Genomic DNA, 22,848 nt, shown 5'->3' on the forward strand with positions numbered 1-22,848 from the left:
CGTGTCCCTGGTCAAACTCCAGCTCAGCGACTTTCGCAATATCCAGCAAGCCAGTCTCAAGCTGTCGCCCGGCCTCAACATTCTGGTCGGGTGCAATGGCAGCGGCAAGACCAGCGTGCTGGAAGCCATTCACTACCTTGGTCTGGGGCGCTCCTTTCGCACTCATTTGACCGGGCGGGTCATCCGCCAGGGGGAGAGGGCCTTTACCCTGTTTGCCCAGTGTGAACTGGAGGGGCGTCAGGTACCGATCGGTCTTGCCAAAGACAAGAGTGGCGAGACCCAGCTCAAGATTGCCGGGGCGCAGGCCCAGCGGCTGGCCGATTTGGCGGAGTTGTTGCCGGTGCAGTTGATCCATCCCGATGGTTTCAACTTGCTGACGGGCGGGCCTCAGGCTCGCCGCGCCTGGCTCGATTGGGGCGTTTTCCATCAGGAGCCGACCTTCTTTGCCCTCTGGGGGCGAGTGCGGCGGCTGCTGAAACAGCGCAATGCGCTGTTGCGCCAGAGTACCCAATACCGCCAGCTGGCGTTCTGGGATCAGGAGTTGGTGCGGCTGGGTGGTGAGCTGGCCGAGTTTCGCGCCAGTTATTGTCAGGCCATTACGCCCCTGATCAAGGAGATGACGGCGGATTTTCTGCCGGAATTCGATATCAGTCTCGGCTTTTACCGGGGCTGGGAGAAAGATACTCCCCTCGGCGATCTGCTGGAGGCGGGGTTTGAGCGGGATCGGGCGCTGGGCTATACCGGTGTCGGTCCACAAAAAGCCGATGTGCGCCTCAAGGCGAACGGGGTGCCCGCTCAGGATATTTTGTCCCGGGGTCAGCTGAAGTTGCTGGTCTGCGCCATGCGACTGGCCCAAGGGCTCTATTTGAATCAACATAGCAGCCGTGGCTGTATTTTTTTAATTGACGATTTTGCCTCTGAACTGGATGTCGACAAGCGCCGCTTGCTGGCCGCAAGGCTGAAGCAGTGTGCGTCCCAGGTGTTTATTACCGCCATCGACACCGGTCAGCTCGCAGACATGATGGATGCGAATGACTGCAAGTTGTTCCGCGTGGAACAGGGTAAAATCTCCGAAACGTTAGAGAAGGCAGAGAGTAAGCTATGAGTGAAAATACTTACGACTCCTCGAATATCAAGGTGCTGAAGGGCCTGGATGCGGTCCGCAAGCGCCCGGGGATGTATATCGGCGATACGGATGATGGCTCGGGTCTGCACCACATGGTGTTCGAGGTCGTCGATAACTCCATTGACGAGGCGCTCGCTGGCTACTGCTCCGATATTCTGGTCAAGATCCATTCCGACGGTTCTGTCTCTGTGCGTGACAATGGCCGGGGTATCCCGGTAGACATGCACGAGGAGGAGGGCCGCTCCGCCGCAGAGGTCATCATGACCGTGCTGCACGCAGGCGGTAAGTTCGATGATAACTCCTACAAGGTATCCGGCGGCCTGCACGGCGTGGGTGTCTCCGTCGTTAACGCCCTCTCTGACAAGCTGTTGCTGACCATTCGTCGTAACGGCCACGTCTACGAGCAGACCTATCATCTGGGTGAGCCGCAGGCGCCGCTCAAGCAGATCGGTGACAGCACCGGCACCGGTACTGAAGTGCGCTTCTGGCCGAGCCCGACCATCTTCAGCGATACCCTGTTCCACTACGAGATCCTGGCTAAGCGCCTGCGCGAGCTCTCCTTCCTCAACTCCGGTGTCTCCATCCGTCTGCAAGACGAGCGTGATGGCCGCGAGGCGCATTTCTGCTACGAGGGTGGCATCAAGGCATTCGTTGAATACCTGAACCAGAACAAGACCCCGATCCACCCGAAGGTGTTCCATTTCACCACCGAGCAGGATGGCATCGGCGTTGAAGTGGCGATGCAGTGGAACGACGCCTATCAGGAAGGGGTCTACTGCTTCACCAACAACATCCCGCAGCGGGATGGTGGTACTCACCTCGTTGGTTTCCGTACTGCGCTGACCCGTACTCTGAACTCCTATATGGACAAAGAGGACTACAGCAAGAAGGCCAAGTCTGCCGCCAGTGGCGACGACGTGCGTGAAGGTCTGATTGCCGTTATCTCCGTCAAGGTGCCGGATCCCAAATTCTCCTCCCAGACCAAAGACAAGCTGGTCTCTTCCGAAGTGAAGACCGCCGTTGAACAGGCGATGGGTGAGAAGCTGGCCGACTTCCTGCTGGAAAACCCGGGCGATGCCAAGATCGTGGTCAACAAGATCATCGATGCGGCCCGTGCCCGTGAAGCGGCCCGCAAAGCTCGCGAACTGACTCGCCGCAAAGGCGCGCTGGATATCGCCGGTCTACCCGGCAAGCTGGCTGACTGTCAGGAAAAAGACCCGGCTCTCTCCGAACTCTACATAGTGGAAGGGGACTCTGCTGGCGGTTCAGCCAAGCAGGGTCGCAACCGTAAGAACCAGGCCATCCTGCCGCTCAAGGGTAAAATCCTGAACGTGGAGAAGGCCCGTTTCGACAAGATGATCTCCTCGCAAGAGGTGGGCACCCTGATCACCGCACTGGGTTGCGGTATCGGTCGCGACGAGTACAACCCGGACAAGCTGCGTTATCACAACATCATCATCATGACCGATGCGGACGTCGATGGTGCACACATCCGAACCCTGCTGCTGACCTTCTTCTATCGTCAGATGCCGGAAATCATCGAACGTGGCTACGTCTACATCGCCCAGCCACCGCTCTACAAGGTGAAGAAGGGCAAGCAGGAGCAATATCTGAAAGACGAAGACGCGCTGCTGCAGTACCAGACCACCATGGCGCTGGATGGTGCCACCCTGCACGTTAACGAGTCTGCCCCGGCCATCGGTGGCGAGGCGCTGGAGCGTCTGGTCAACCAGCACCGCTCGGTGACTCACCTGATCACCCGCATGTCTCGTCGTGCGCCGGAAGCCGTGCTGACCCAGCTGATCTATCAGCCTGAGCTGAACGAAGCGCTGCTGAACAGCGAGAGCGATCTGCTGGCCTGGTGTCAGGGTATGGAAGCCGTGCTCAACGAGAGCAACCACGGTATCCAGTACCAGATCCAGGTTCGCCGCGATGAAGAGCGCCGCCTGTTCGTGCCGCATGCCGTGGTGCGTCAGCACGGTGTCGACCGCGAATATCCGATCAGCTACGACTTCCTGCAATCCTCCGAGTACCGTCAGCTGGTCTCGCTGGGCAAGGAGATCGCCAACCTGATCGAGGAAGGTGGTTTCATCAAGCGTGGCGAGAAGGTGAAGCCGGTCTCCAGCTTCGTCGAAGCGGTCGAGTGGCTGATGGGCGAAGGCAAACGCGGCATCTACATCCAGCGCTATAAAGGGCTGGGTGAGATGAACCCGGACCAGCTGTGGGAAACCACCATGGATCCGGAAGCCCGCCGCATGCTGCGCGTCACCATCGACGACGCTGTCGGTGCCGACCAGCTCTTCTCCACCCTGATGGGTGATGCCGTTGAGCCCCGTCGTGACTTTATCGAGACCAACGCCCTGCGCGTAGCCAACCTCGACGTCTAATCGACGCTGTCAGCTCGATATAAAAAAAGCCGCTCCCTGTGAGCGGCTTTTTGTTTTTGGGCGGAAGAAGTTGCACGTTCCACGTGAAACATCGAGTCTGTGTATCAGGGGTTGTGGCTGCGAAAAGATCGTCGCCACTCGCTGGGGGAGATGGCAAAGCGAGAGCGGAAGTGATTGCGCAGGGAGGTGGCACTCTTGAAGCCGACCAGCTCGGCAATGCGATCGATGGAATGGCCGCTTACCTCCAGCAGCTCCTGACTGCGCCTGAGCCGTTCCGCCAGCAGCCATTCACCCACCGAGAGGCCGGTTGCCTGATGAAAACGGCGGGTAAAGGTGCGTCGACTCATCAGGGTGAGATCTGCCAGAGAATCCAGGGTATGGGGGTCAGCCAGATGGGCACGCAGGTGATCGAGCAACTGGTTCATCCGGACATCGCGAGTGGAGGCGGGCACCGGCTGCTCGATAAACTGGGCCTGACCCCCTTCCCGGTGGGGTGGGATCACCAGCCGCCGCGCCACCTTGTTGGCGATGGCCGAGCCGTGGTACTGGCGTACCAGATAGAGGCAGCAGTCCAGTCCGGCGGCGGTGCCTGCCGAGGTGACCAGCCCTTCGTCATCCACATAGAGGGCATTGGTATCGAGCTGCACGCAGGGGAAGCGGCGGCAGAAATCCTGTTCGTACTCCCAGTGGGTCGATGCCTTGCGACCATTAAGCAGTCCGGCGTAGGCGAGCACATAGGTGCCGAGGCAGAGTCCGACCAGTCGGGCACCTCTGGCTCTGGCGGCAATCAGGGCATCGAGCAGCGCTGCGGGTGGCCGTGCTGCCGGGTCGTGCCAGAAGGGGATGACGATGATCTCCGCCTCGGCCAGCACCTCCAGCCCATGAGGCGCCTGAATGGTGAAGCCTTGCGCCGAGTGTGCGTGGCGGTTGCCATCACCGCAGCAGATCTTGAGCTCGAACAGTGGCTGGCCCGGCAGGATATCGCCGAAGATGAGGCAGGGAACGGCGCAGTGAAAAGGGCTGAAGTGATCGAAGGTCACCACGGCAACGATCGGGGTGGGCATTATGTTGGCTCCTCTCTGTGCGCAGACCACTCATCATAAGCGTCTGGCAGTGAAAGCCGAAGGGCCATGTCTGACATGGCCCTCTTGTGGATCATAGCGATATCGCCTCGCCATCTTGCGGCACCCGTACCCGATCCGACATGCCCCGTTCCGCCAGATAGTCGCGCAGCTCCTGGCGTGACAGCACGGCGTGGTTGACCGCCTCCATATGGCTGGCGATCAGCGTGGCTTGCGGTGCGGCCTGATAAACGGCGGCGACATCCTCCTTGCCCATGATGATGGAACCGAGTCCGGGCACCTGTGCATCGCCGCAGTTGAGGATGATGACCTCGGGTTGATGCTGTTGCAGGGCTTGCTCGACCGTGGGATGCCAGATGGTATCACCGGCCAGATAGAGGCACTGTTCATCGGGGTGGGAGAAGACCACGCCGCACACTTCTCCCATGCGCTCGCCCAGTACCGCCATCAACTGGTCGTTGCCGTGCTGGCCACCGGTCTGCTGCAGGCGAATGCCGGCAAACTCGGGCTGGTCGCTCAGCAGGCGCACATCCTCAAAGCCACTGGCACGAATGGCATCGGCATCTTTCTGATGTTGCACCAAGAGCGGCAGATGCTTGGGGATTCGGGCTCTGGCGGCATCATCCCAGTGGTCGGGATGGTCGTGGGTGACGATAACGGCATCCACATCGACCAGCTCATCGATCGGTAGCGGCAGCTCGACCAGCGGATTGCGCAGCTGGCTGTTGGCGGTGCCCTCAAAGCCGGGGAAGGCACCTTTGGCGGATAGCATGGGGTCGATCAGAAAGCGGGTGCCGGCATAGTCGAGCAGCAAGGTGGCGTTGCGAACCTGGGTAATCTTCATGGGATGGCTCCATGTTGGCTGGTGGATATGCAACCAATTATGGGAGACGGAGCGAGTTGCCATCAGTGGCCCACGGGTCGATTATCATCACTATCGGGCCAACAGGTTGATGTTCTACAGGTCGGTGCGGCCATTTAAAAAATTTGAAAAAATCCCCTTGAAAGGAAAAAGTGAGCCCCTATATAGGTAACAAGGCCGGAACGCTCGACAGAGGTTTCGACCAGGCGCCCGTCCATCAGGAGGGCAAACAATCCGTTATCGCTCATAAGAGGGTAATACTATGCGTTCTATCGACTTTTCTCCGCTCTATCGTTCTGCCATCGGTTTCGATCGTCTGGCCAATCTCATCGAATCTGCGGCCAGCAATGGCAATGCCGGTTATCCCCCCTACAACATCGAGCAACTGGGTGACAACGACTACCGCATCAGCATGGCGGTGGCTGGCTTTACCCAGGAAGAGCTGGAGCTGAGCTTCCAGGAAAATCTGCTGATGGTGAAGGGCAACAAGCAGGCCGACACCGGGCGCAACTATCTCTATCAGGGGATCGCCGAACGTGGTTTCGAGCGCCGCTTCCAGCTGGCCGACTATGTGCGGGTGAAAGGGGCCGACCTGAAAAACGGCTTGCTGCACATCGAGCTGGTGCGTGAAGTGCCCGAGGCGATGAAGCCGCGCAAGATAGAGATCAACGGCTGATAGCCTGAATTCACTGAAATTTTAAAATTTCCCGGGTGCCGATGACGGGCCTGTGGAGAGTTGAACCTGTTGCTTATTAGAAGGATAGGATTATGCGTAACCTCGATTTTTCTCATCTCTATTCCAACGCCGTCGGCTTCGAGCGGATGGCCCGTGAGCTGGAAGGTCTGTTCGAGCAGAAGACCGCCGCTTACCCCCCGTACAACATTGAAAAGCGCGATCAGGATGGCTATCGCATCACGGTCGCCGTGGCTGGCTTCGAGCGCGAAGAGCTGGAGCTGGAGACCGAAAACGGCACCCTCAAGGTGAAGGGGCGCAAAGGGGCTGCGGCCGGTGAGCGTCAGTTCCTCCATCAGGGGATTGCCGAGCGCGACTTCGAACTCGCCTTCAAGCTGAGCCAGCACGTGGAAGTGCAGGGGGCCAAGCTGGAGCATGGTCTGCTGACCATCGATCTGGCGCGCGAACTGCCGGAGGCGCTCAAGCCCCGCGCCATCCCCATCGGCAAACCCGAGCAGCTGGCGCTGCCCGGCTAAGCAAACCGGATCGCGATAAACAATAAAGGCCTGCATCTGCAGGCCTTTCTGTTTTTGTATCGCTGGATTGGATTAACCAGCGTAGAGGGCGTTGATCTCGTCGGCCAGAATGGCGATGCCGCGACGCACCAGCTCCTCGCTCTGGGAGTAGTTGAGGCGGATGCACTCCTGGCTGTGGCGCCACTCGGGGTCATCAATGCCGGGGAAGAAGTAGTGACCCGGCACGATCAGCAGGTTCTTCGCCTTCAGTCGCTCGTACAGCTCCTGACAGTGGATCGGCAAGCCTTCAAACCAGAGCCAGAGGAAGAGGGCCCCTTCCGGTTTGTGAATATGGAAGCGCGGGTCGGGGATCGCTTCGCGCAGCAGCTGCACCGCCAGCTCCGCCTTCTGCTGATAGAAGGGCTTCACCACCTGTTCGCTGAGGGCGATGATCTCGCCGCTCTCGATCATCGGGATGGTGATGGCGGGCCCCAGACTGCCCGGCGCCAGATTGATGATGCCGCTCAGGTTGGTGATGGCCTGAATGATCTTCTCGTCGGCGATGACGATGCCGCAGCGGGTGCCCGGCAGGCCGAGCTTGGAGAGGCTCATGCAGAGGATGGTATTGGCGTTCCAGAACGGCTTGGCTTCGCTGAAGATGATGCCCGGGAAGGGGACGCCGTAGGCGTTGTCGATCAGCAGCGGAATGCCCTTGTCGCGGGCAATCTGGTCGAGGTGTTCGATCTCTTCATCGGTCAGCACATTGCCGGTGGGGTTGGTCGGGCGGGAGACGCAGATCACCCCGATATCGTCACCTACCTGCAGGCTCTCGAAATCCACGTGGTATTTGAACTGGCCATCGGGCAGCTTCTCGATGGTGGGCTTGTAGGCCACGAAGTAGTCGTCGGCCAGCGCCGAGTCGGCATAGCCGATGTATTCGGGGGCGAGCGGGAACAGCACCTTTTTCTTGCGGCCATCGGCAAATTCACCGGCCAGCAGGTTGAACAGGTAGAAGAAGGCATTCTGGCTGCCGTTGGTCAGGGCGATATTGCGGGCCGAGATATCCCATCCCAGCTCCTTGCTGAGCAGGGCTGCCAACGCTTTGGTGAACCTGTCTTTGCCCTGTGGGCCGTCGTAGTTGGCCATCGCTTTGACCAGCTCGCCGTTGTCGAGCAGGCTCTTGGCCTCGGCCTGAAAGCGCTCCAGCATGGCGGGGATAGGGGCCGGATTGCCGCCACCCAGCATGATGGCGTCCGGATTGGTCAGCCCCTGATTGAGGTCATCCATGAGTTGGGTAATACCGGCGTGGCGAGTGAACTTCTCGCCGAACAAGGAAAATTCCATTCGGTGACAGATCCAGAGTCAGTTACGAAGATGTAGCACCATAGCTCAGTTTAAAAGCGGGTGTCGATCAAAAAGATGTGACGTTCCACGTGGAACATGGCAGAGGGGTTCATCAGGATTGGCTGTGTTTTATCAGGTATCTCCCCGCTGGTAACGTAGCGGAGTTTGACCGGTTTGTTGTTTGAAGAAGCTGATGAAGGCGCTGTCGCTGGAGAACTCCAGCGTAGCGGCAATCCGGCTGATGGACTCGCTTACTGCTAGCAGCTCCATGGCGCGCAACAGCCGCCACTGCTGACGCCAGGCCTGATAGCTCATGCCGGTCTCCCGCATAAAGATGCGGCCAATGGTCTTGTCACTGGCACCTACCTGTTCGGCCAGCCGGTTGAGCCGATCGGGCAGGGCATCCCCCCGCTTCAACTGCTGTAGCCAGTCGCCCAGTCTGGGATCGGTCGGCAGCGGTAACTGCCACGACTCCCGCGGCGCCTGCCCCAACTCTTCCATAAACAGCGCTACCGTCCGTTGCTGCTGCTCTTGCGGTTTGTCCCACGGCCAGAGCGCCATCCGTTCGATCAGTTCGTGCAGCAGCGGATTGACCGCCAGCACCTCCACCGTGCCGGGTAACTCGGGGTGCGGCTGGAAGTAGAGTGAGCGATAGGCCACCACACCACGCATCAATACCCGGTGGGCAGTGCCTGCAGGCAGCCAGGCGGCGCGGGTGGGCGGCAGCAGGCAGACCCGGCCTTCCAGCTCCATGGTCATGCAGCCGGATTGGGCGAACAGCAGCTGGTGGCGCTGATGCTGATGCAGGCCCGAGTCGTGCCAGCCGAGGGCGGAGGCAATGCCGATCACGCTGCCCGTCAGCTGGTCGGGGTCAAAAGGGTGATCGGGAAGAATAAAGGCCATATGTCCGATTTTTGATGTTTATAGTCCTGCTTATTGTAATCAGACAATCGGCATCTCTCTAGAATGGCGACCTCTTGTGAAGGAGGTTTGTCATGAACAACAAGTTGCCACCGCTCTGGCTGGTGGTGGGATTGATGATGTTTCCCCAAATTGTGGAGACCATCTACAGCCCGGTCCTGACCCACATCGCTACCCAGTTTCAGGTGAGCGAAGGGCAGGCATCCCAGACCCTGTCGGTCTATTTTCTGGCGTTTGCGGTGGGCGTGGTCTGCTGGGGACGGCTCTGCGATCTGGTCGGGCGCCGTCCCGCCATGCTGGCCGGTCTGATCACCTATGGTGTCGGCACCTTGCTGGCGCTGCTGGCTAATCAGTTTGAAACCCTGCTGCTGGCCCGGGTTATCTCGGCCTTTGGCGCTGCGGTGGGCTCCGTGGTGACCCAGACCATGCTGCGCGATAGCTATCAGGGTAGCGATCTGGCGCGGGTCTTCTCGGTGATGGGCATTGCGCTCTCCCTCAGCCCAGTGTTGGGGCTGCTCAGTGGCGGCCAGCTGGCGAGCGGGTTCGGCTATCTCGGGGTGTTCAGTGGTTTGCTGATACTGGCGGTAGGCTTGCTACTGGTGACCTGTTGGCAACTGCCGGAAACCCGTCCGGCCACTACTGAGCGAGTCGCACTCGGGCCGCTGGCGTGCCGGATGACGAAAGATGGCGGGCTCTGGCGCAGTGCCATGCTGGTCGCCCTGTTCAACACCATGCTGTTTGGTTACTACAGTCTGGCGCCGTTCCTGTTTGCCGGATTGGGATTGAGCACCAGCGAGTTTGGTTATTCGGGAATCTTGCTGGCGCTGGCGACCCTGCTTGGCAGCCTGCTCAACAAGCATCTGCTGGGGAGGGGGTGGCTGCCGTCCTCTCTGATCAGACTGGCTTGCGCTCTGGCGCTGGTCGCCGGGCTGCTGGTCTGGGCGAGTCAGGCCAGCCTCTGGTTCCTGTTGCCCATGATGGGTGTGGTGGTGGCCTTCGGACTGGCGATCCCCAACGTGCTGAGTCAGGCACTGTTGGCTTATCGCGAGGTAGCAGGCAGTGCAGGCGCCCTGTTCGGGCTTGGTTACTACCTGCTGCTCAGTCTGGGATTGGCGGTGGCGGCCGGATTGCAGGATCTCGGCCTGTTGCTGAGTGGCTGCGGTCTATTGGCGCTGATTTGCAGTGGGCGTCGTTCCACGTGAAACATCAGTTGCCGATAAAGCGGTAGCTGATGCCGGGCTTGGTTTCGATGAGGGTTGGCTGCTGGGTTTGCAGCACCAGCTTGCCGGAGGCGTACCAGAACCTGCACTGCGGCTGTATCGGGGTAAAAGCGAGGGTGTTGGAAGGATAGGAGGATGAAAAAAGGTTCATCGCGGCTTTCCGGGGAAGGCCGCCTTGATTTTCAGGAAGAAGTAGTCCGAGCCCCTGAAGCCTTAGGCCATCCGCTTGATCACCTTGATGTGGTTGTTCACCCCCTCCAGCAGGCTGGTATGCATATGGAAGCGAGCACTGGTGAGGACACCTCGGGCGTAGCGTTTAAGGTTTCGGGCAAAGCGCTGTAGCGGGGCCAGCCCGCTCTCCTGTGCATGCCGTAACCAGCTCCTCCAACGTCGCCACCCTTCACGCACACTCGAGGCATACCGGATCTCTTTCAGGGCATCCTTGAGCACGTAAACCGTGGCCAGTGGTTGATTGGCGGCCAGTAGCTCCTGCAACTGCACCGCCTGCTCAGCGCTGAGCTTGTCCCGGTTACGCAGCAGCAGCCAACGACTCTGCTTGACCAGTTTGCGGGCAGGCTTGTCATGGCGCAGTGCGTTGGCCTGATCGACCCGGATGCGGTCTATCACATCGCGACCATAACGGACCACGATATGGAACAGGTCGTACACCACCTCGGCCTGAGGGCAGTGCTGCTTTACCTCCCGATCGAAGGCCGTGTTCATATCCATCGCCACCGCCTCGATCTGCTTGCACTGCTCGCCGAGTTGCTCGAAGAAGGGGCGTATGGCCTCACGGCTGTTGTCTTTGCCCACCCACAGTACGCGAGTGCGCTCGGCATCCATGATGACGGTGGCATAGCGATGCCCCTTGTGCAGGGCGAACTTGTCCATGACCAGGCGGCGCACATCACCGGGATTGAAGTCGCCCACGCTGGCTTGCAGGCGACGCTTGTCGATGGCCTTGATCGTGTGCCAGTGCAGCCCGGTGAGTCGACTGATATGGCTGATCGGCAGCATCTGCAGCAAGGTTTCGACCCATGCACACAGCCTCTGGGTCAGGCATGATAAGGGTTCAAGCCAGTCGATGTGTTCGGATACGCGGCCACAGTTCAGGCAGTCCACGCGGCGGACAGGCACCTGCAGTTGGACATGCTGCTCGAACAGATCGCGCTCCCGTACATGGCGGATACGCCGATCATGGATTAGAGGGCTTGGTTTAAGACAGCGACCACAGCGCGGCAGCTCGATAGTGAGCGGCTCGAGAGTCAGCGTGAGGGTGTCTTTGACGTGTTGGTGGCTGGCTACGATGGCGTAGCCTGGCCAGAAAGCGGCAAGATCGATAGGATGCATGATGACAGTAGGACTCAAGGGGGGTTGTTTGGCGACTGCCAATTTACCTGAGTTCCTGACTGTCAATCCTCTCTTCCCCGCGATAATGCGAATAACCTGAAAAAACCCGGCCTTGGCCGGGTTTGAGATGCAGGATTCTATCAGTGATAGTTTGTGATTACTTCGCCGCTATCGCTTATAAATCAGCAAGTCTTGTCAGAGCTTAGCGCATGGTTACAAACTCTTCCGCACTGGTGGGATGAATCGCCACGCAGTTGTCGAAGTCGGCTTTGGTGGCCCCCATCTTCATGGCAACGCCGAAACCTTGCAGGATCTCGTCCATCGCAAAGCCGATGCCGTGCAGACCGACCACCTTCTCTTCCGGGCCGACACAGACCAGCTTCATCCGGGTGGGCTGGCGATGCTGGGTCAGCGCCGAGTACATGGCGGTGAACTGGCTGCGGTAGACCTTCACCTGATCTTCGCCGTATTCGGCGATGGCCTCCGGTTCGGTCAGGCCTATGGTGCCTACTGGCGGGTGGCTGAACACCACGGTCGGCACCAGATCGTAGTTGAGGTGCTCGTTCGGCTTGTTGTTGAACAGCCGCTCGGAGAGGCGACGGCCCGCAGCGATGGCCACCGGGGTGAGCTGGATGCGACCCGTGTTGTCACCCACAGCATAGATGTTGGCGACTGAAGTGTTCTGGTACTTGTCGGTCGGGATAAAGCCCTTCTCGTCCAGCGCGATGCCTGTGGCGGCAAGATTGAGTTTGTCGGTAGCCGGTACCCGGCCGATGGCCCAGATCAGGCAGTCGACGGTGAGGTGGCGACCATCTTCCAGTTGCAGGGTCAGGCTGTTGTCAGCGTTCTTGAGCACGGCTTTGGGAATGGCGTGGGTGTGCAGCTTGGGCCCTTCCTGTGCCATGATTTCGACCAGTGTTTCGTGGATCATGGGGTCGAAGTTGCGCAGCGGCGCGTGCTTGCGCACCACCAGATGGGTCTCTGAGCCGAGCGCCTGCATTACCCCAGCGATCTCGACTGCGATGTAGCCAGCGCCAACTACTGCAACCCGCTTGGGTTGGCTTTGCAGTTCAAAGAAACCATCGGAGTCGATACCCAGCTCGGCTCCCGGGATCGCCGGAATTTCCGGGCGGCCACCGGTAGCGATCAGGATGTGATCGGCCGTGTAGTGCTCGCCATTAACCTCGATGGTGTTGCTGCTGATGAAGCGGGCAAACCCCTTGATGACGGTGATCTGGTTCTTGCCCAGCACATTCTGATAGGACTGGTGGATACGGCCGATATAGGCCTGGCGGGACTCGATCAGCTTGGCCCAGTTGAAGTGGTTGAGGGTAGTGTCAAAGCCGTAATCGGCGCCATATTTCAGAGCATCGGCGATTTGGCCTGCATACCACATGGCTTTCTTCGGGACGCAGCCTACGTTGACGCAGGTTCCACCCAACTCTTTGGCTTCAATCAGGGCAACTTTCTTACCGTACATGGCAGCCCGGTTGGCAGACGCAATACCGCCGCTGCCGCCGCCGATGGCGATATAGTCAAAATGCTGTGCCATTGCGAGGTTCTCCGCTCATTAAGAATGCAATCACAGCATGATGGGGATAAAGCGGCTGGCTCACAAGAGCCAGCGCTCACTTATGTTGGGTCGGCAGGCGAATATGGAACTGGGCGCCCTGGCCCGGCTCGCTGGCACAGTGGATGCGACCGCGCAGCAGTTGCACCACCAGGTTGTAGATGATGTGGGTCCCAAGGCCGCTACCGCCATGGCCCCGCTTGGAGGTGACGAAGGGATCGAAGATCCGTGGCAAGATGTCGGGCGGAATGCCACGACCGTTGTCCGAATAGTCGATAAACAGCTCCTCTCCCTGCTGCTCCACCTTGATAGTGATCTTCTTCGGTTTGTCCCAGTTATCGAACCCGTGGTTGATGGAGTTGAGGATCAGGTTTGAGTAGATCTGGGTAAAGCTGCCGGGGAAGGAGAAGATCGACAACTTGGGATCGCACTGGATATCCACTTCGCACTGGGCCTTTTTCAGCTTGTGGCCAAGCGAGACCACTACCTGATGGAGGTTGTCGGCGAGGCTGAAGTTGTAGCGTGCTTCCGATGATTGGTCGACAGCCACCTGCTTGAAGCTGGCGATCAGCTCCGAGGCGCGGCGCAGGTTGCTCTGCAGCAGTTGCATCGACTCGTCGAGGTTGACGGTGAACTCGTTGAGATAGGAGCGCGACAGCTGCTTGGAGTCGATATGGGACTTGAAATCGGCGACCCGCTCCTGCAGGTAGGAGGAGGCGGTCACGCTGATGCCGATGGGGGTATTGATCTCGTGTGCCACCCCGGCCACCAACGAGCCGAGGGAGGCCATCTTCTCCGACTCCACCAGGGTCTGCTGGGCCTGTTTCAGGTCGTCGTACGCCTTGCCGAGCTGGTTGTTGGCTTCGCTCAGGCTGCGAGTTCGCTCCACCACCTTGCCTTCCAGCTGCTCGTTGAGCTGGATTATCTCCCGCTCGACCTTTTTCAGTTGGGTGATGTCGTAGCCGAAGCCGATCTGGTACTTGAGGTTGAGGCCATCGTAGAAGGGGACAAAGGTCCACTGCAGCACCAGCTCGTGGGCTTCCTGGTCATGCATTATGACCTCTTTGTCGGCCAGTGAGCCTTCCGCTGCCAGAATATTATTCAGTTCGCCGCGCTGGGCCGGGCTGACAAAGATATCCAGCCAGTTGTGTTGCAACAGCTCCTGCTGATGGTAGCCAGTCAGCAGTATGGCTGCCGGGTTGATGCTGGCGATGGTCAAGTCCGGTTCCATGCAGCAGATGACCATGTTGGCGGAGTTGATCAGGGTTGCGGAGAAGTCCCGCTCATGTTGCAGCTGTTCGGCCGCCTGATGGCGAGCCTGCAGCTCATCGCGCAGTCGGGTGCGCATCTGGTTGAGGGTGGCGACCAGGGTATCCAGCTCATCGGGCTTTTTACGTGGTAGGGGGCGACCTTCCAGCTCCAGCGTCATATCTAGCCTATCCAGATTGAATTTCTGGGCATAGATGGCGATGCGGTTGATGTGTCTGACCACCAGATAGTAAATGATGATCAGGATGCAAAATGAGACCACCAGCGTCTTGATGGTCTGGCTGACCATGATGAGCACCGATTTTTCGATGAGGCGCTGGTAGATCTGTTCGAGAGAGGCGGCAACGAATAGCTTGCCTACCACTTCGCCCTGATAGGTGAGGTTAAATTCGCTGGAGATATCGTAGCTTTCCCGCTCGATCCCCTGGGTCAGCAGCGGTACTTCGGAGTGGCCGAGCATCTCCTTGACCATCACGAACTGCATGTTGGGCAGGTTCATGATCCCTTCAATTTGCACTTTGACCTGCTCTTCATCCAGGTTCCACAAGCTGGCTGCGATGGGTTGCAGGAACGAGGCCTCGATCTGACCGATGCTGTCTTCGATGACTGCGACATCCTTGCGGTAATCCCACGCGAGTTGCAGCGCCGTAATGATCATCGCCAATACGGTACTGCACACCAGAATGTAGGAGAGTAGACGATATGAGAGCCCGTTGCGTCCTATGGCCCTGGCGGTCTTGGAGAAGAATCCTGGCATGGCGTCCTTGCAGTCTGGATGTTGTGCTGTTTAGTTTAACTGCTTCATGCACTTATGTCGTCTTTCCTGCGAAGCTGAAAAAGGCCCCTTATCGGGGCCTTCGCATGTGATTGATGATTAATGTCCGCCGTTTGCTTTGGGCGGAATGGTTTCATCGAAAACCGGCAAGGGTTTGTGCTCGGAAGCCAGATAGGTGTAGATCACAGGTAGCACGAACAGGGTGAACAGGGTACCGATGGCCAGACCTGCCACGATGACGATACCGATACTGAAACGCTGAGCGGCCCCTGCGCCAGCTGCATAGAGCAGCGGGATCAGACCGGCAATCATGGCGGCAGTGGTCATCAGGATCGGACGCAGACGCACCTTGGCGGCTTGCATCACGGCTTCCATCCGGTTCATGCCGCGCAGCAGCTGCTCTTCCTTCGCTACTTCACAGATCAGGATACCGTGCTTGGTAATCAGACCCACCAGGGTGATGAGGCCCACCTGGGAGTAGATGTTCATGGTCGCCATACCCCATGCCAGGGCAATCAAGGCCCCGCTGATGGCGAGCGGTACAGAGACCATGATGACCAGCGGGTCACGCACCGACTCGAACTGGATTGCCAGCACCAGGAAGATGATGGCCAGTGCCAGCGCGAAGGTGGCATAGAGCGCATTGCCTTCGGTGACGAACTGACGGGCTTCACCCATGAAGTCGTAACGATAGCCTTGCGGCAGCTTCTCGTCGGCGGTGGTCTGGAACCAGTTGATCGCATCACCCATGGCCACGCCCGGAGCCGGAACGGCGCCGATGGTGGCGGAGTTCAGCTGGTTGAAGTGGGGCAGGGCGCGGGGCTCGCCAACCACTTCAATGGTGATCAGGCTGCCGAGCGGGATCGACTTGCCATCTGCGGCCCGCACGTAGTAGCCCTTGATGGACTCCGGATTGAGACGGTATTTGCGCTCGACCTGCGGGATCACCTCGTAGGAGCGGCCATCTAGGTCGATACGGTTGACGTAACCGTCCGCCATCATGGTGCCCATGGTGATACCGATATCCTGCATGGTGATGCCGTAGGCACCCGCCTTGTCCTTGTCGATGCGGATCTTCATGGTGGCGGAGTCGTAGTTCAGATCGAGATCCGAATAGACGAACTGACCGTTACTCTGCGCCGCTGCCAGAATTTCACCGGCCACCAGGAACAGGCTTTCGAAGCTGTTCGGGGTGGTGATGACGAACTGGATAGGTAGACCACTCGATGCACCCGGCAGTTCCGGGAACTGGAAGGTGGTGATGGCCATACCCGGGATGTCTTTCACCAGATTGGCGACCCGGTCCAGCACCTCTTTCTGGCTCGCTTCACGCTGGCTCCAGGGCACCATGGAGGCGATACCGAACGCCTGGTTGGCGTTGAACACCCCGGAGAAAACCTGGGAGAAGGCGATCTCGGGCTGGTCGTCCAGGATCTTGTTCACATCCGCCATGGTGTTTTCGATGTAGTCCAGGTTGGCGTTGGACGGTGCGGTACCCAGCACGGCCATTACCCCCTTGTCTTCTGACGGTGCCAGTTCGCTCGGGATGAACTTGAACAGCAACGGCAGGCTGGCGAAGACGATGACGGCGAACACCACGATGACGGGGCGCTTTTTCATCACGGCGTGCAGCATGCTGTCGTAGCGATCGGTCATCCGCTCCAGCAGGTGATGGACTGTGCTCTCGAACTTGCCCGGTTGCTCGTTGGCCTTGAGCATCTTGGAACACATCATCGGTGACAGAGTCAGGGCGATGATGCCCGAGACGAACACGGCGCCAGCCAGCGTCAGGGCAAACTCCTTGAACAGGGAGCCGGTGATACCCCCCATCAGGGCGATAGGGGCATAAACCGCGGCCAGGGTAACCGTCATGGCGATAACCGGCACGGCGATTTCGCGAGTACCAATAATGGCTGCCCGGAACGGCTCTTCCCCCTCCTTGATATGGCGGTCCACGTTCTCCAGCACCACGATGGCGTCATCCACCACCAGACCGATCGCCAGCACCATGGCCAGCAGGGTCATCAGGTTTATCGAGAAGCCGAACATATCCATCATCATCACTACGCCGATAAGACTGAGCGGAATGGTGATGATCGGGATGATGACCGCGCGAAACGAACCGAGGAACAGGGTGATGACCACCAGAACGATGGCGGCTGCCTCCAGGATGGTCTTGATAACCTCGTGGATGGACTCGTTGATCGCCACGGTAGAGTCATACATCACGTTGAGACGCATGGTGCTCGGCATATTGCGCTCAAGGCTCGGCAACAACGCCAGCACATCGTGGGCAATGTTGATGGGGTTGGCTGTCGGGGCGGCGTTGACCGCCATGACCACCGCTTCGCGGCCGTTGGCGCTGGCTCGATAGACATCATGGCTCTTCTCGAGGGTTACCTTGGCGATGTCCGCCAGACGGATCACCTTGCCGTCGCGGGTAGCCACCACCAGTCGCTTCAGCTCATCGACATCTTTGACCTGGGTCTCGGCATTGCCATTGAACAGGGTGAAGTAACCGGTCGCCTGACCTGTCGCGGACTGATAGTTGTTGCTGTTGAGCACCGTCATCACGTCGCTGGCAGTCAGGTTGAAGGCTGCCATCTTGGCCGGATCCAGCCATACACGCAGGGCAAACTCGACACCGCCGTAGAGGTCAACCTTGGAGACCCCGCCGACAGTAAAGAGCTGCGGCTTGATAACCCGCTCCAGATAGTCGGTGATCTGGCTGGAGTTGAGCTCCGGGCTGGTAAAGCCGAGGTAGAGCACAGCCGTGGTGGAACCGGTGGAGGAGGTGACCGAGGGGTCTTCCGCCTCTTTCGGCAACTGGGAGCGCACCGAGTTCACCTTCGCCAGGATGTCGGACAGCGCGGCGTTGGGGTCGGTGTTGAGCTTCATGTACGCGGTGATGGTGGAGCTACCCAGCTGGCTGGAGGAGGTCATAAAGTCGATGTTGTCGGCTTGCGCGACCGCCTGTTCCAGCGGCTGGGTGATGAACCCCTGGATCAGATCAGAACTGGCGCCATAGTAGCCAGTGCTGACGGTGATCACCGTGTTGGTCACCTCGGGGTATTCCCGTACCTGCATCTTGAAGATGGCCTGAAAACCCAGCAAGGCGATCAGGAAGCTGAGCGAGATCGCCAGCACAGGCCGTTTTATAAATATGTCAGTAAATCGCATCGCAGATCTCCGCGCTTACAGCATCGGGGTTTGTGCCGGAACGGCCAGGGCATCGTTTTCGACCACATGCACCTTGGTGTCGTTGCTCAGGCGAACCTGACCCGACAGTACGATCTGGTCACCGGCCTGGATGCCGGAGAGCACATGCACATCGTTGCCACGGCGCTCACCCGCCTTGACCACCACCTGCTTGGCTCGCAGCACTTTCACCTTGTTACCCTCTTTGTCCGTCTCTTCGCCCTCTTTGAGCACGTAGACGTTCTGACCGTAAAGGGTGAAGGAGATAGCGGTTTGCGGGATCACAATCTGATCTTTCACCGTCGGCAGAATGATGCTGGCGCGGGCGAACATACCGGAACGCAGCTGACCGTCGTTGTTCGGAATGTCTGCCTGTACCTGGATCAGGCCGCTCTGGAAGTTGACCGCAGGCTCGATGGCGGTGATGTGACCGTCAAACTGGGTTTGCGGATAGGCATCCACATTGATCTTGATGGTCTGGCCCAGCTTGATTTTGGAGATATCGGTCTGGGGTACGGTGAAGCGCAAGCGCATCACGCTGGTATCTTCCAGGCGCACGATATCTGTGCCCGGCTGCAGATACTGACCGAGGAACACATTACGCAGGCCGACCACGCCGCTAAAGGGCGCACGCACTTCACGACGGGCAATGGTCGCCTTCAGACTCTCGATATCTGCTTCCAGCGAGCGATAGGCCGCTTCCGCCTCATCCAGCTGCTCTTTGGAGATGGAGCTGGTCTTGTAGAGGTTCTGGAAACGATCGAACTTGGCTTTTGCAGCCGGCAGCTTGGCCTGGGAGGCGCGCAGATTGGCCCGCTCCACTGTGGAGTCCAGGCTCAGCAGCAGCTGGTCTGCCTTGACCGGTTTGCCTGACTCGAAGGTGATGGCGTCAATGGTACCTGCCAGTTCGGTGGAGAGGGTTACCCCCTGATTCGGCTCGATGAAACCGATCGCTTCGATGGTCGGTACCCAATCCTGAGCCTTGGTCACCATGGCGGTGACGGGGAACTCGGGTTCCGGCCGGTTGGCCATGTATTGGGCAATCATCTTCTGTTTGAACAAATTGAAGCCGATGACGCTGCCAAACAGGGCAATCGCTATCAGCAACATAATGGCCATCCACTTTTTCATGAACAGGCTCCTGAGGTGGAAAGATTGGGGGATAAAATGGCATTCCAGCTGGCCCGGATCGCGGTTTCCAACTGCGATTCGGTCAGCATGATGTTGTGAACCCTGCACTGCAGGGCCAGATGCATGACACTGTCCAGGCTCAACACCTGGAGTGCCAGTATCGGTAAATCAATAAACAGTCCTTGAGCAACGCCCTGTTCAAAAAATTGGTCCAGAGGCTCCCAGGCGGCCAGAACAACAGGATTTGTCTCCAGTTCTGCCCCTAGTGGAGAGCTTTCGTACTGTAATTTGCACCGGATAGCGTTGGGTTCATTAACAAAAATGGCGTGAATATTGAGCCATAATTGGCGAAATTGTTGAAATGAAACTGTATCTATTTCTACATTGGCCATGACCATGGGCACACACTGCAAGATAGTGTGCTGATGCAGTTGCCGGATCAGATCATCCTTGTCACCGAAGTAGCGATAGATGGTACCGGTGGCAACATTGGCCTTTTTGGCGACTTCTGCGATCGACAGACCATGAAAACCCCGTTCACCCAGAACTTCATGGGCCGCGTTGAAGATGCTCTCTTTTTTATCCAGAATCATCAGTGTGACTTTCGATTGAATGAACGTTCATTCATTCTAGGTGGGCATCAAATCAAGTCAAGGCAGCAAGGCGATTTGCGACTGAGATCTGCCCCTTTTGGGCTGTCCGCAGGGGAATAGTGGAAGAAAAGTGCGCGGTGTGCTGAAAAAAACAACGAACGATATTTCTGTGACAGAAAAAAGTAGACAAACCGGCAAGCATCATTAATAATGCGCCCCGTTCGACAGCGTAGCGCCCGTAGCTCAGCTGGATAGAGCGCTGCCCTCCGGAGGCAGAGGTCACAGGTTCGAATCCTGTCGGGCGCACCATCCAAAGTGCGCCGGTTAAACGGGCGTTGTTGTGGAACGAAAGCAGCTGTGGTGGCTGTAGCTCAGTTGGTAGAGTCCCGGATTGTGATTCCGGTTGTCGTGGGTTCGAGCCCCATCAGCCACCCCATTTTACAGCTTGTCAGGTACGCGAAGGTGGCGGAATTGGTAGACGCGCTAGCTTCAGGTGTTAGTGCCCCCCGGGTGTGAGGGTTCGAGTCCCTCTCTTCGCACCATACTTGCTGTATGACGAGGATGACCATCGGTCGTCTTTGTTTTTTTGAAGTAAACTATTTTGAAAGAAGTAGCCTCGGTGATTAGCGCAGTCCGGTAGCGCATCTGGTTTGGGACCAGAGGGTCAAAGGTTCGAATCCTTTATCACCGACCACATTTAGAAAAACCCCGCTTCGGCGGGGTTTTTTGCTTTCTGGCCTTTGCCACGTCTGTGCACGTTCTCTGTTACGTCTGTTTACACTCTATCCGGGCAGAGCCCCCGTCTTTAGGTTATGCTGCCATATCGAGTCATTGACAAGCGGATGTCATCGGCCCATTTCAGGCGTTTTTCCATGAATAACAAAATTTCCTTTGCTTGCTATCCCGCCATGCTGGCCACCTTGCTGCTGGGGGGCTGTGCCATCACGCAGCCATCAACCGATGAGATGATGGGCTCCATAGCTTCACGGCCACAGGAGGAGCGAGCCCGCTCTCCCTTGCTGACCAGCGGTGATTTTTGCGTTGCGGTGTCCCGGCAGAAGGTGCTGACACAGTCCTGCAGCGGACAAGAGGATCAACTGTTCGAGTGGGATCTGGGTGAGCTGCGCCTGCAGGGTCTCTGTCTGCAAGCCAAGAGCGACAACGAACTGATGCTGGCTTCCTGTGACGGCGAGGCACAGTGGGAGTGGCAGGAGGATAAGTTGTTCAACAGCAAGGTCTCCCGTTGCCTCGATGTGGCCGGGCGACGCCATAGGCCTGGCACACCGCTGCGGTTGGCCGAATGTTACGGTGGGGCGAACCAGAGCTTCAGCTGGCAGCCGCCCAATCCTTGGTTGGAGACCCTGAAAAAGCAAAGCCTCACATGGTGAGGCTCTGCTGAATCGGATGGTGGGCTGAAGAGGATCAGGCTACGCTGACGCTCTCCAGCTCGAACAGCTTTTCCAGATAGACGGCGACGCCATCTTCATCGGAGGTGAGGGTCTGTTCATGCTCCGGTAGCGCCATTTTCAGGCGGTCGTGGGCGTTGCCCATCACGATGCCGCGTCCCACCATGGTCAGCATCTCGAAGTCGTTCATGCCATCGCCGAAGGCGATCGCCTCCGACATATCGAAACCGTTCTGCTCCAGCACGGCCCGCACTGCATTGCCCTTGTGCACCCCGGCATGCATCACTTCGAGGCAGTCCGGCAGGGAGAAGGTGACGTTAAGCCGATCGCCATAACGCTGGTTCAGTTGTTCTTCAATCTGCACAAGTTTTTCGTGCTCGCCGATGTAAAACACCTTGTTGACCTTGTCCAGTGGATGGCTGGCGAAATCGGTCAGGCGGTATCTGAAACCGGATTCATTATGGAACTGCAGTAACCTGGGGAGTTCTTCTTCCACCAGCCACTCATCGCCGTAGTAGAGGTTGAGGTGGATGGAGGGATCGCGTTCCAGTGCGATCAACTCCGCTGCCATGCTGTCAGGCAGGGTCTGGTTGAAAATCAGCTGATCCTGCTTGTCATGAACCACGGCGCCATTGGAGGTGATGAGATAGATATCGAGCCCGAGCGTGTCGCGGATGCTGCGTACATCCACATGGTGACGGCCGGTGGCGACCACGAATTTGACACCCTGATCCACCAGGTGGTGCAGGGTATCGCGGGTGCGGGGGGAAATCTGGTGCTGCCCGTTGAGTAGGGTACCATCGAGATCGGATACAACGATCTTATACATCATCACCTCAGGGTTACGAATGAAAGCGGGAGCAGTGTACAGCAACCGTTCCCGCGACCCCATTTATTTAGGGGTACAAAAAATAACCAGAAGCTAGTAGCGTGTGAAGAAGTTCAGGGTCGCGTTGAGTGCGCTCTGGCGCTGGAGATCGGCCTCCATGAACAGCTCGTGCCAGGCCCCCTCGATACGCAGCGGCTTGCCCCCTTCGCATTTTGCCAGAGAGCAGAAGCGATCCTGGGCGGTATTGTCCACAATCTTGTCGTCGCCAGCCTGCAGCACCAACAGCGGGGTCTTGATGGCGCCCGCACCGGCGATGGCGACATCGGCACCTGTGATCCCCTGATAAATCCAGTGGGCGGTCGCGCCACCCAGCTTGATCTGCGGGTGCTGTTCGTAGAGGTCGCGAAATGCCTGATAGCGGGCTGTGCTATGGCTCAGACCGTTGTCGGTAAAGTCGCGGCTTTCGTACGGGCCCTGACCCGGCCCATAGGGTGGTTCGCCAAGCCAGCCGCCGACCGTACCTATGGTAGTGGCCAGTCCCATGGCCAGCCACTTGGGCAGACTGCCCAGATTGATACCCAGCATGGGGGAGGAGAG

Annotated in this window: 18 protein-coding genes, 4 tRNA genes and 1 pseudogene; 10 read left to right on the top strand and 13 right to left on the bottom strand. The window is 58.3% G+C overall.

Going from position 1 to position 22,848, the window contains the following annotated elements; translation table 11 throughout:
- Window position 1: 1 nt before the first annotated feature.
- The gene (recF, locus tag ACRAUW_RS02220) at window positions 2-1,105 is read left to right on the top strand and encodes a DNA replication/repair protein RecF (RefSeq protein WP_431360992.1); all 1,104 of its coding nucleotides are present in this window, start codon (window positions 2-4) and stop codon (window positions 1,103-1,105) included.
- On the top strand, window positions 1,102-3,513 hold the full coding sequence (gyrB, locus tag ACRAUW_RS02225; RefSeq protein WP_431360993.1) for a DNA topoisomerase (ATP-hydrolyzing) subunit B: 2,412 nt from the start codon (window positions 1,102-1,104) through the stop codon (window positions 3,511-3,513). The genes recF and gyrB overlap by 4 nt, the downstream gene beginning before the upstream one ends.
- 104 nt (window positions 3,514-3,617) lie before the next feature.
- Here gyrB and ACRAUW_RS02230 read toward each other — a convergent pair whose 3' ends face one another.
- Window positions 3,618-4,577, bottom strand: a complete 960-nt coding sequence (locus ACRAUW_RS02230; RefSeq protein WP_431360994.1) for a helix-turn-helix domain-containing protein — start codon at window positions 4,575-4,577, stop codon at window positions 3,618-3,620.
- A 91-nt stretch (window positions 4,578-4,668) separates the two neighbouring features.
- The gene (locus ACRAUW_RS02235) at window positions 4,669-5,439 is read right to left on the bottom strand and encodes an MBL fold metallo-hydrolase (protein ID WP_431360995.1); all 771 of its coding nucleotides are present in this window, start codon (window positions 5,437-5,439) and stop codon (window positions 4,669-4,671) included.
- 280 nt (window positions 5,440-5,719) lie between these two features.
- Here ACRAUW_RS02235 and ACRAUW_RS02240 point away from each other — a divergent pair, with 280 nt between their 5' ends.
- On the top strand, window positions 5,720-6,133 hold the full coding sequence (locus ACRAUW_RS02240) for an Hsp20 family protein (protein WP_346197589.1): 414 nt from the start codon (window positions 5,720-5,722) through the stop codon (window positions 6,131-6,133).
- A gap of 92 nt (window positions 6,134-6,225) precedes the next feature.
- The gene (locus ACRAUW_RS02245; RefSeq protein ID WP_005339297.1) at window positions 6,226-6,666 is read left to right on the top strand and encodes an Hsp20 family protein; all 441 of its coding nucleotides are present in this window, start codon (window positions 6,226-6,228) and stop codon (window positions 6,664-6,666) included.
- A gap of 72 nt (window positions 6,667-6,738) precedes the next feature.
- On the opposite strand, the gene ACRAUW_RS02250 is transcribed toward ACRAUW_RS02245, so the two are convergent.
- The gene (locus ACRAUW_RS02250) at window positions 6,739-7,989 is read right to left on the bottom strand and encodes a valine--pyruvate transaminase (protein ID WP_103251832.1); all 1,251 of its coding nucleotides are present in this window, start codon (window positions 7,987-7,989) and stop codon (window positions 6,739-6,741) included.
- 132 nt (window positions 7,990-8,121) lie between these two features.
- Window positions 8,122-8,892: an AraC family transcriptional regulator gene (locus tag ACRAUW_RS02255; RefSeq protein WP_431360996.1), complete on the bottom strand. Its 771-nt coding sequence runs from the start codon at window positions 8,890-8,892 to the stop codon at window positions 8,122-8,124.
- 92 nt (window positions 8,893-8,984) lie between these two features.
- Here ACRAUW_RS02255 and ACRAUW_RS02260 point away from each other — a divergent pair, with 92 nt between their 5' ends.
- A complete protein-coding gene (locus ACRAUW_RS02260) occupies window positions 8,985-10,112 on the top strand; it encodes a multidrug effflux MFS transporter (RefSeq protein WP_431360997.1) in 1,128 nt (375 codons plus the stop codon).
- 4 nt (window positions 10,113-10,116) lie between these two features.
- Here ACRAUW_RS02260 and ACRAUW_RS02265 read toward each other — a convergent pair whose 3' ends face one another.
- From ACRAUW_RS02265 to ACRAUW_RS02295, 7 genes and pseudogenes are all read right to left on the bottom strand, one after another.
- Window positions 10,117-10,281 carry a hypothetical protein gene (locus tag ACRAUW_RS02265; protein WP_431360998.1) on the bottom strand — a complete coding sequence of 55 codons (165 nt, stop codon included), beginning with the start codon at window positions 10,279-10,281 and terminating at the stop codon, window positions 10,117-10,119.
- A pseudogene (locus ACRAUW_RS02270) lies at window positions 10,278-11,480 on the bottom strand (ISL3 family transposase). The gene ACRAUW_RS02265 and the pseudogene ACRAUW_RS02270 overlap by 4 nt, the downstream one beginning before the upstream one ends.
- Before the next feature lie 202 nt (window positions 11,481-11,682).
- On the bottom strand, window positions 11,683-13,032 hold the full coding sequence (gene gorA, locus ACRAUW_RS02275; RefSeq protein ID WP_431360999.1) for a glutathione-disulfide reductase: 1,350 nt from the start codon (window positions 13,030-13,032) through the stop codon (window positions 11,683-11,685).
- A gap of 76 nt (window positions 13,033-13,108) precedes the next feature.
- Complete coding sequence (locus tag ACRAUW_RS02280) at window positions 13,109-15,076, bottom strand: ATP-binding protein (protein ID WP_431361000.1); 1,968 nt, start codon at window positions 15,074-15,076, stop codon at window positions 13,109-13,111.
- A 117-nt stretch (window positions 15,077-15,193) separates the two neighbouring features.
- Window positions 15,194-18,274: a multidrug efflux RND transporter permease subunit gene (locus ACRAUW_RS02285; protein WP_431361001.1), complete on the bottom strand. Its 3,081-nt coding sequence runs from the start codon at window positions 18,272-18,274 to the stop codon at window positions 15,194-15,196.
- Between the two features lie 15 nt (window positions 18,275-18,289).
- The gene (locus ACRAUW_RS02290; RefSeq protein ID WP_005355753.1) at window positions 18,290-19,423 is read right to left on the bottom strand and encodes an efflux RND transporter periplasmic adaptor subunit; all 1,134 of its coding nucleotides are present in this window, start codon (window positions 19,421-19,423) and stop codon (window positions 18,290-18,292) included.
- A complete protein-coding gene (locus tag ACRAUW_RS02295) occupies window positions 19,420-20,016 on the bottom strand; it encodes a TetR/AcrR family transcriptional regulator (protein WP_431361002.1) in 597 nt (198 codons plus the stop codon). Before ACRAUW_RS02295 ends, ACRAUW_RS02290 begins: the two co-directional genes overlap by 4 nt.
- Window positions 20,017-20,248: 232 nt before the next feature.
- On the opposite strand from ACRAUW_RS02295, the gene ACRAUW_RS02300 reads away from it, so the two are divergent.
- The 5 genes from ACRAUW_RS02300 (at window position 20,249) to ACRAUW_RS02320 (ending at window position 21,404) form a co-directional block, all read left to right on the top strand.
- Window positions 20,249-20,325 (top strand) — tRNA-Arg (locus ACRAUW_RS02300).
- A gap of 51 nt (window positions 20,326-20,376) precedes the next feature.
- Window positions 20,377-20,452, top strand: a tRNA-His gene (locus tag ACRAUW_RS02305).
- A 20-nt stretch (window positions 20,453-20,472) separates the two neighbouring features.
- Window positions 20,473-20,558, top strand: a tRNA-Leu gene (locus tag ACRAUW_RS02310).
- A 75-nt stretch (window positions 20,559-20,633) separates the two neighbouring features.
- Window positions 20,634-20,710, top strand: a tRNA-Pro gene (locus ACRAUW_RS02315).
- Between the two features lie 178 nt (window positions 20,711-20,888).
- Window positions 20,889-21,404: a ricin-type beta-trefoil lectin domain protein gene (locus tag ACRAUW_RS02320; protein WP_431361003.1), complete on the top strand. Its 516-nt coding sequence runs from the start codon at window positions 20,889-20,891 to the stop codon at window positions 21,402-21,404.
- 34 nt (window positions 21,405-21,438) lie between these two features.
- Here the strand turns inward: ACRAUW_RS02320 and ACRAUW_RS02325 are convergent, their stop codons facing one another.
- Together ACRAUW_RS02325 and ACRAUW_RS02330 are read right to left on the bottom strand one after the other, a co-directional pair.
- Complete coding sequence (locus ACRAUW_RS02325) at window positions 21,439-22,251, bottom strand: Cof-type HAD-IIB family hydrolase (RefSeq protein ID WP_431361004.1); 813 nt, start codon at window positions 22,249-22,251, stop codon at window positions 21,439-21,441.
- A gap of 93 nt (window positions 22,252-22,344) precedes the next feature.
- A partial coding sequence (locus ACRAUW_RS02330; protein WP_431361005.1) for a serine aminopeptidase domain-containing protein occupies window positions 22,345-22,848 on the bottom strand: 504 nt, incomplete at its 5' end.

Origin of the sequence: Aeromonas sp., from assembly GCF_050633025.1 — a bacterium.
GTDB lineage: Bacteria > Pseudomonadota > Gammaproteobacteria > Enterobacterales > Aeromonadaceae > Aeromonas.

What these genes read in the sequence shown, in the direction of transcription:
- gyrB (WP_431360993.1), top strand. Translation starts at nt 1,102, where the DNA reads ATGAGTGAAAATACTTACGACTCCTCGAATATCAAGGTGCTGAAGGGC.
- ACRAUW_RS02230 (WP_431360994.1), bottom strand. Translation starts at nt 4,577, where the DNA reads ATGCCCACCCCGATCGTTGCCGTGGTGACCTTCGATCACTTCAGCCCT.
- ACRAUW_RS02235 (WP_431360995.1), bottom strand. Translation starts at nt 5,439, where the DNA reads ATGAAGATTACCCAGGTTCGCAACGCCACCTTGCTGCTCGACTATGCC.
- ACRAUW_RS02240 (WP_346197589.1), top strand. Translation starts at nt 5,720, where the DNA reads ATGCGTTCTATCGACTTTTCTCCGCTCTATCGTTCTGCCATCGGTTTC.
- ACRAUW_RS02245 (WP_005339297.1), top strand. Translation starts at nt 6,226, where the DNA reads ATGCGTAACCTCGATTTTTCTCATCTCTATTCCAACGCCGTCGGCTTC.
- ACRAUW_RS02250 (WP_103251832.1), bottom strand. Translation starts at nt 7,989, where the DNA reads ATGGAATTTTCCTTGTTCGGCGAGAAGTTCACTCGCCACGCCGGTATT.
- ACRAUW_RS02255 (WP_431360996.1), bottom strand. Translation starts at nt 8,892, where the DNA reads ATGGCCTTTATTCTTCCCGATCACCCTTTTGACCCCGACCAGCTGACG.
- ACRAUW_RS02260 (WP_431360997.1), top strand. Translation starts at nt 8,985, where the DNA reads ATGAACAACAAGTTGCCACCGCTCTGGCTGGTGGTGGGATTGATGATG.
- ACRAUW_RS02265 (WP_431360998.1), bottom strand. Translation starts at nt 10,281, where the DNA reads ATGAACCTTTTTTCATCCTCCTATCCTTCCAACACCCTCGCTTTTACC.
- gorA (WP_431360999.1), bottom strand. Translation starts at nt 13,032, where the DNA reads ATGGCACAGCATTTTGACTATATCGCCATCGGCGGCGGCAGCGGCGGT.
- ACRAUW_RS02280 (WP_431361000.1), bottom strand. Translation starts at nt 15,076, where the DNA reads ATGCCAGGATTCTTCTCCAAGACCGCCAGGGCCATAGGACGCAACGGG.
- ACRAUW_RS02285 (WP_431361001.1), bottom strand. Translation starts at nt 18,274, where the DNA reads ATGCGATTTACTGACATATTTATAAAACGGCCTGTGCTGGCGATCTCG.
- ACRAUW_RS02290 (WP_005355753.1), bottom strand. Translation starts at nt 19,423, where the DNA reads ATGAAAAAGTGGATGGCCATTATGTTGCTGATAGCGATTGCCCTGTTT.
- ACRAUW_RS02295 (WP_431361002.1), bottom strand. Translation starts at nt 20,016, where the DNA reads ATGATTCTGGATAAAAAAGAGAGCATCTTCAACGCGGCCCATGAAGTT.
- ACRAUW_RS02320 (WP_431361003.1), top strand. Translation starts at nt 20,889, where the DNA reads ATGAATAACAAAATTTCCTTTGCTTGCTATCCCGCCATGCTGGCCACC.
- ACRAUW_RS02325 (WP_431361004.1), bottom strand. Translation starts at nt 22,251, where the DNA reads ATGTATAAGATCGTTGTATCCGATCTCGATGGTACCCTACTCAACGGG.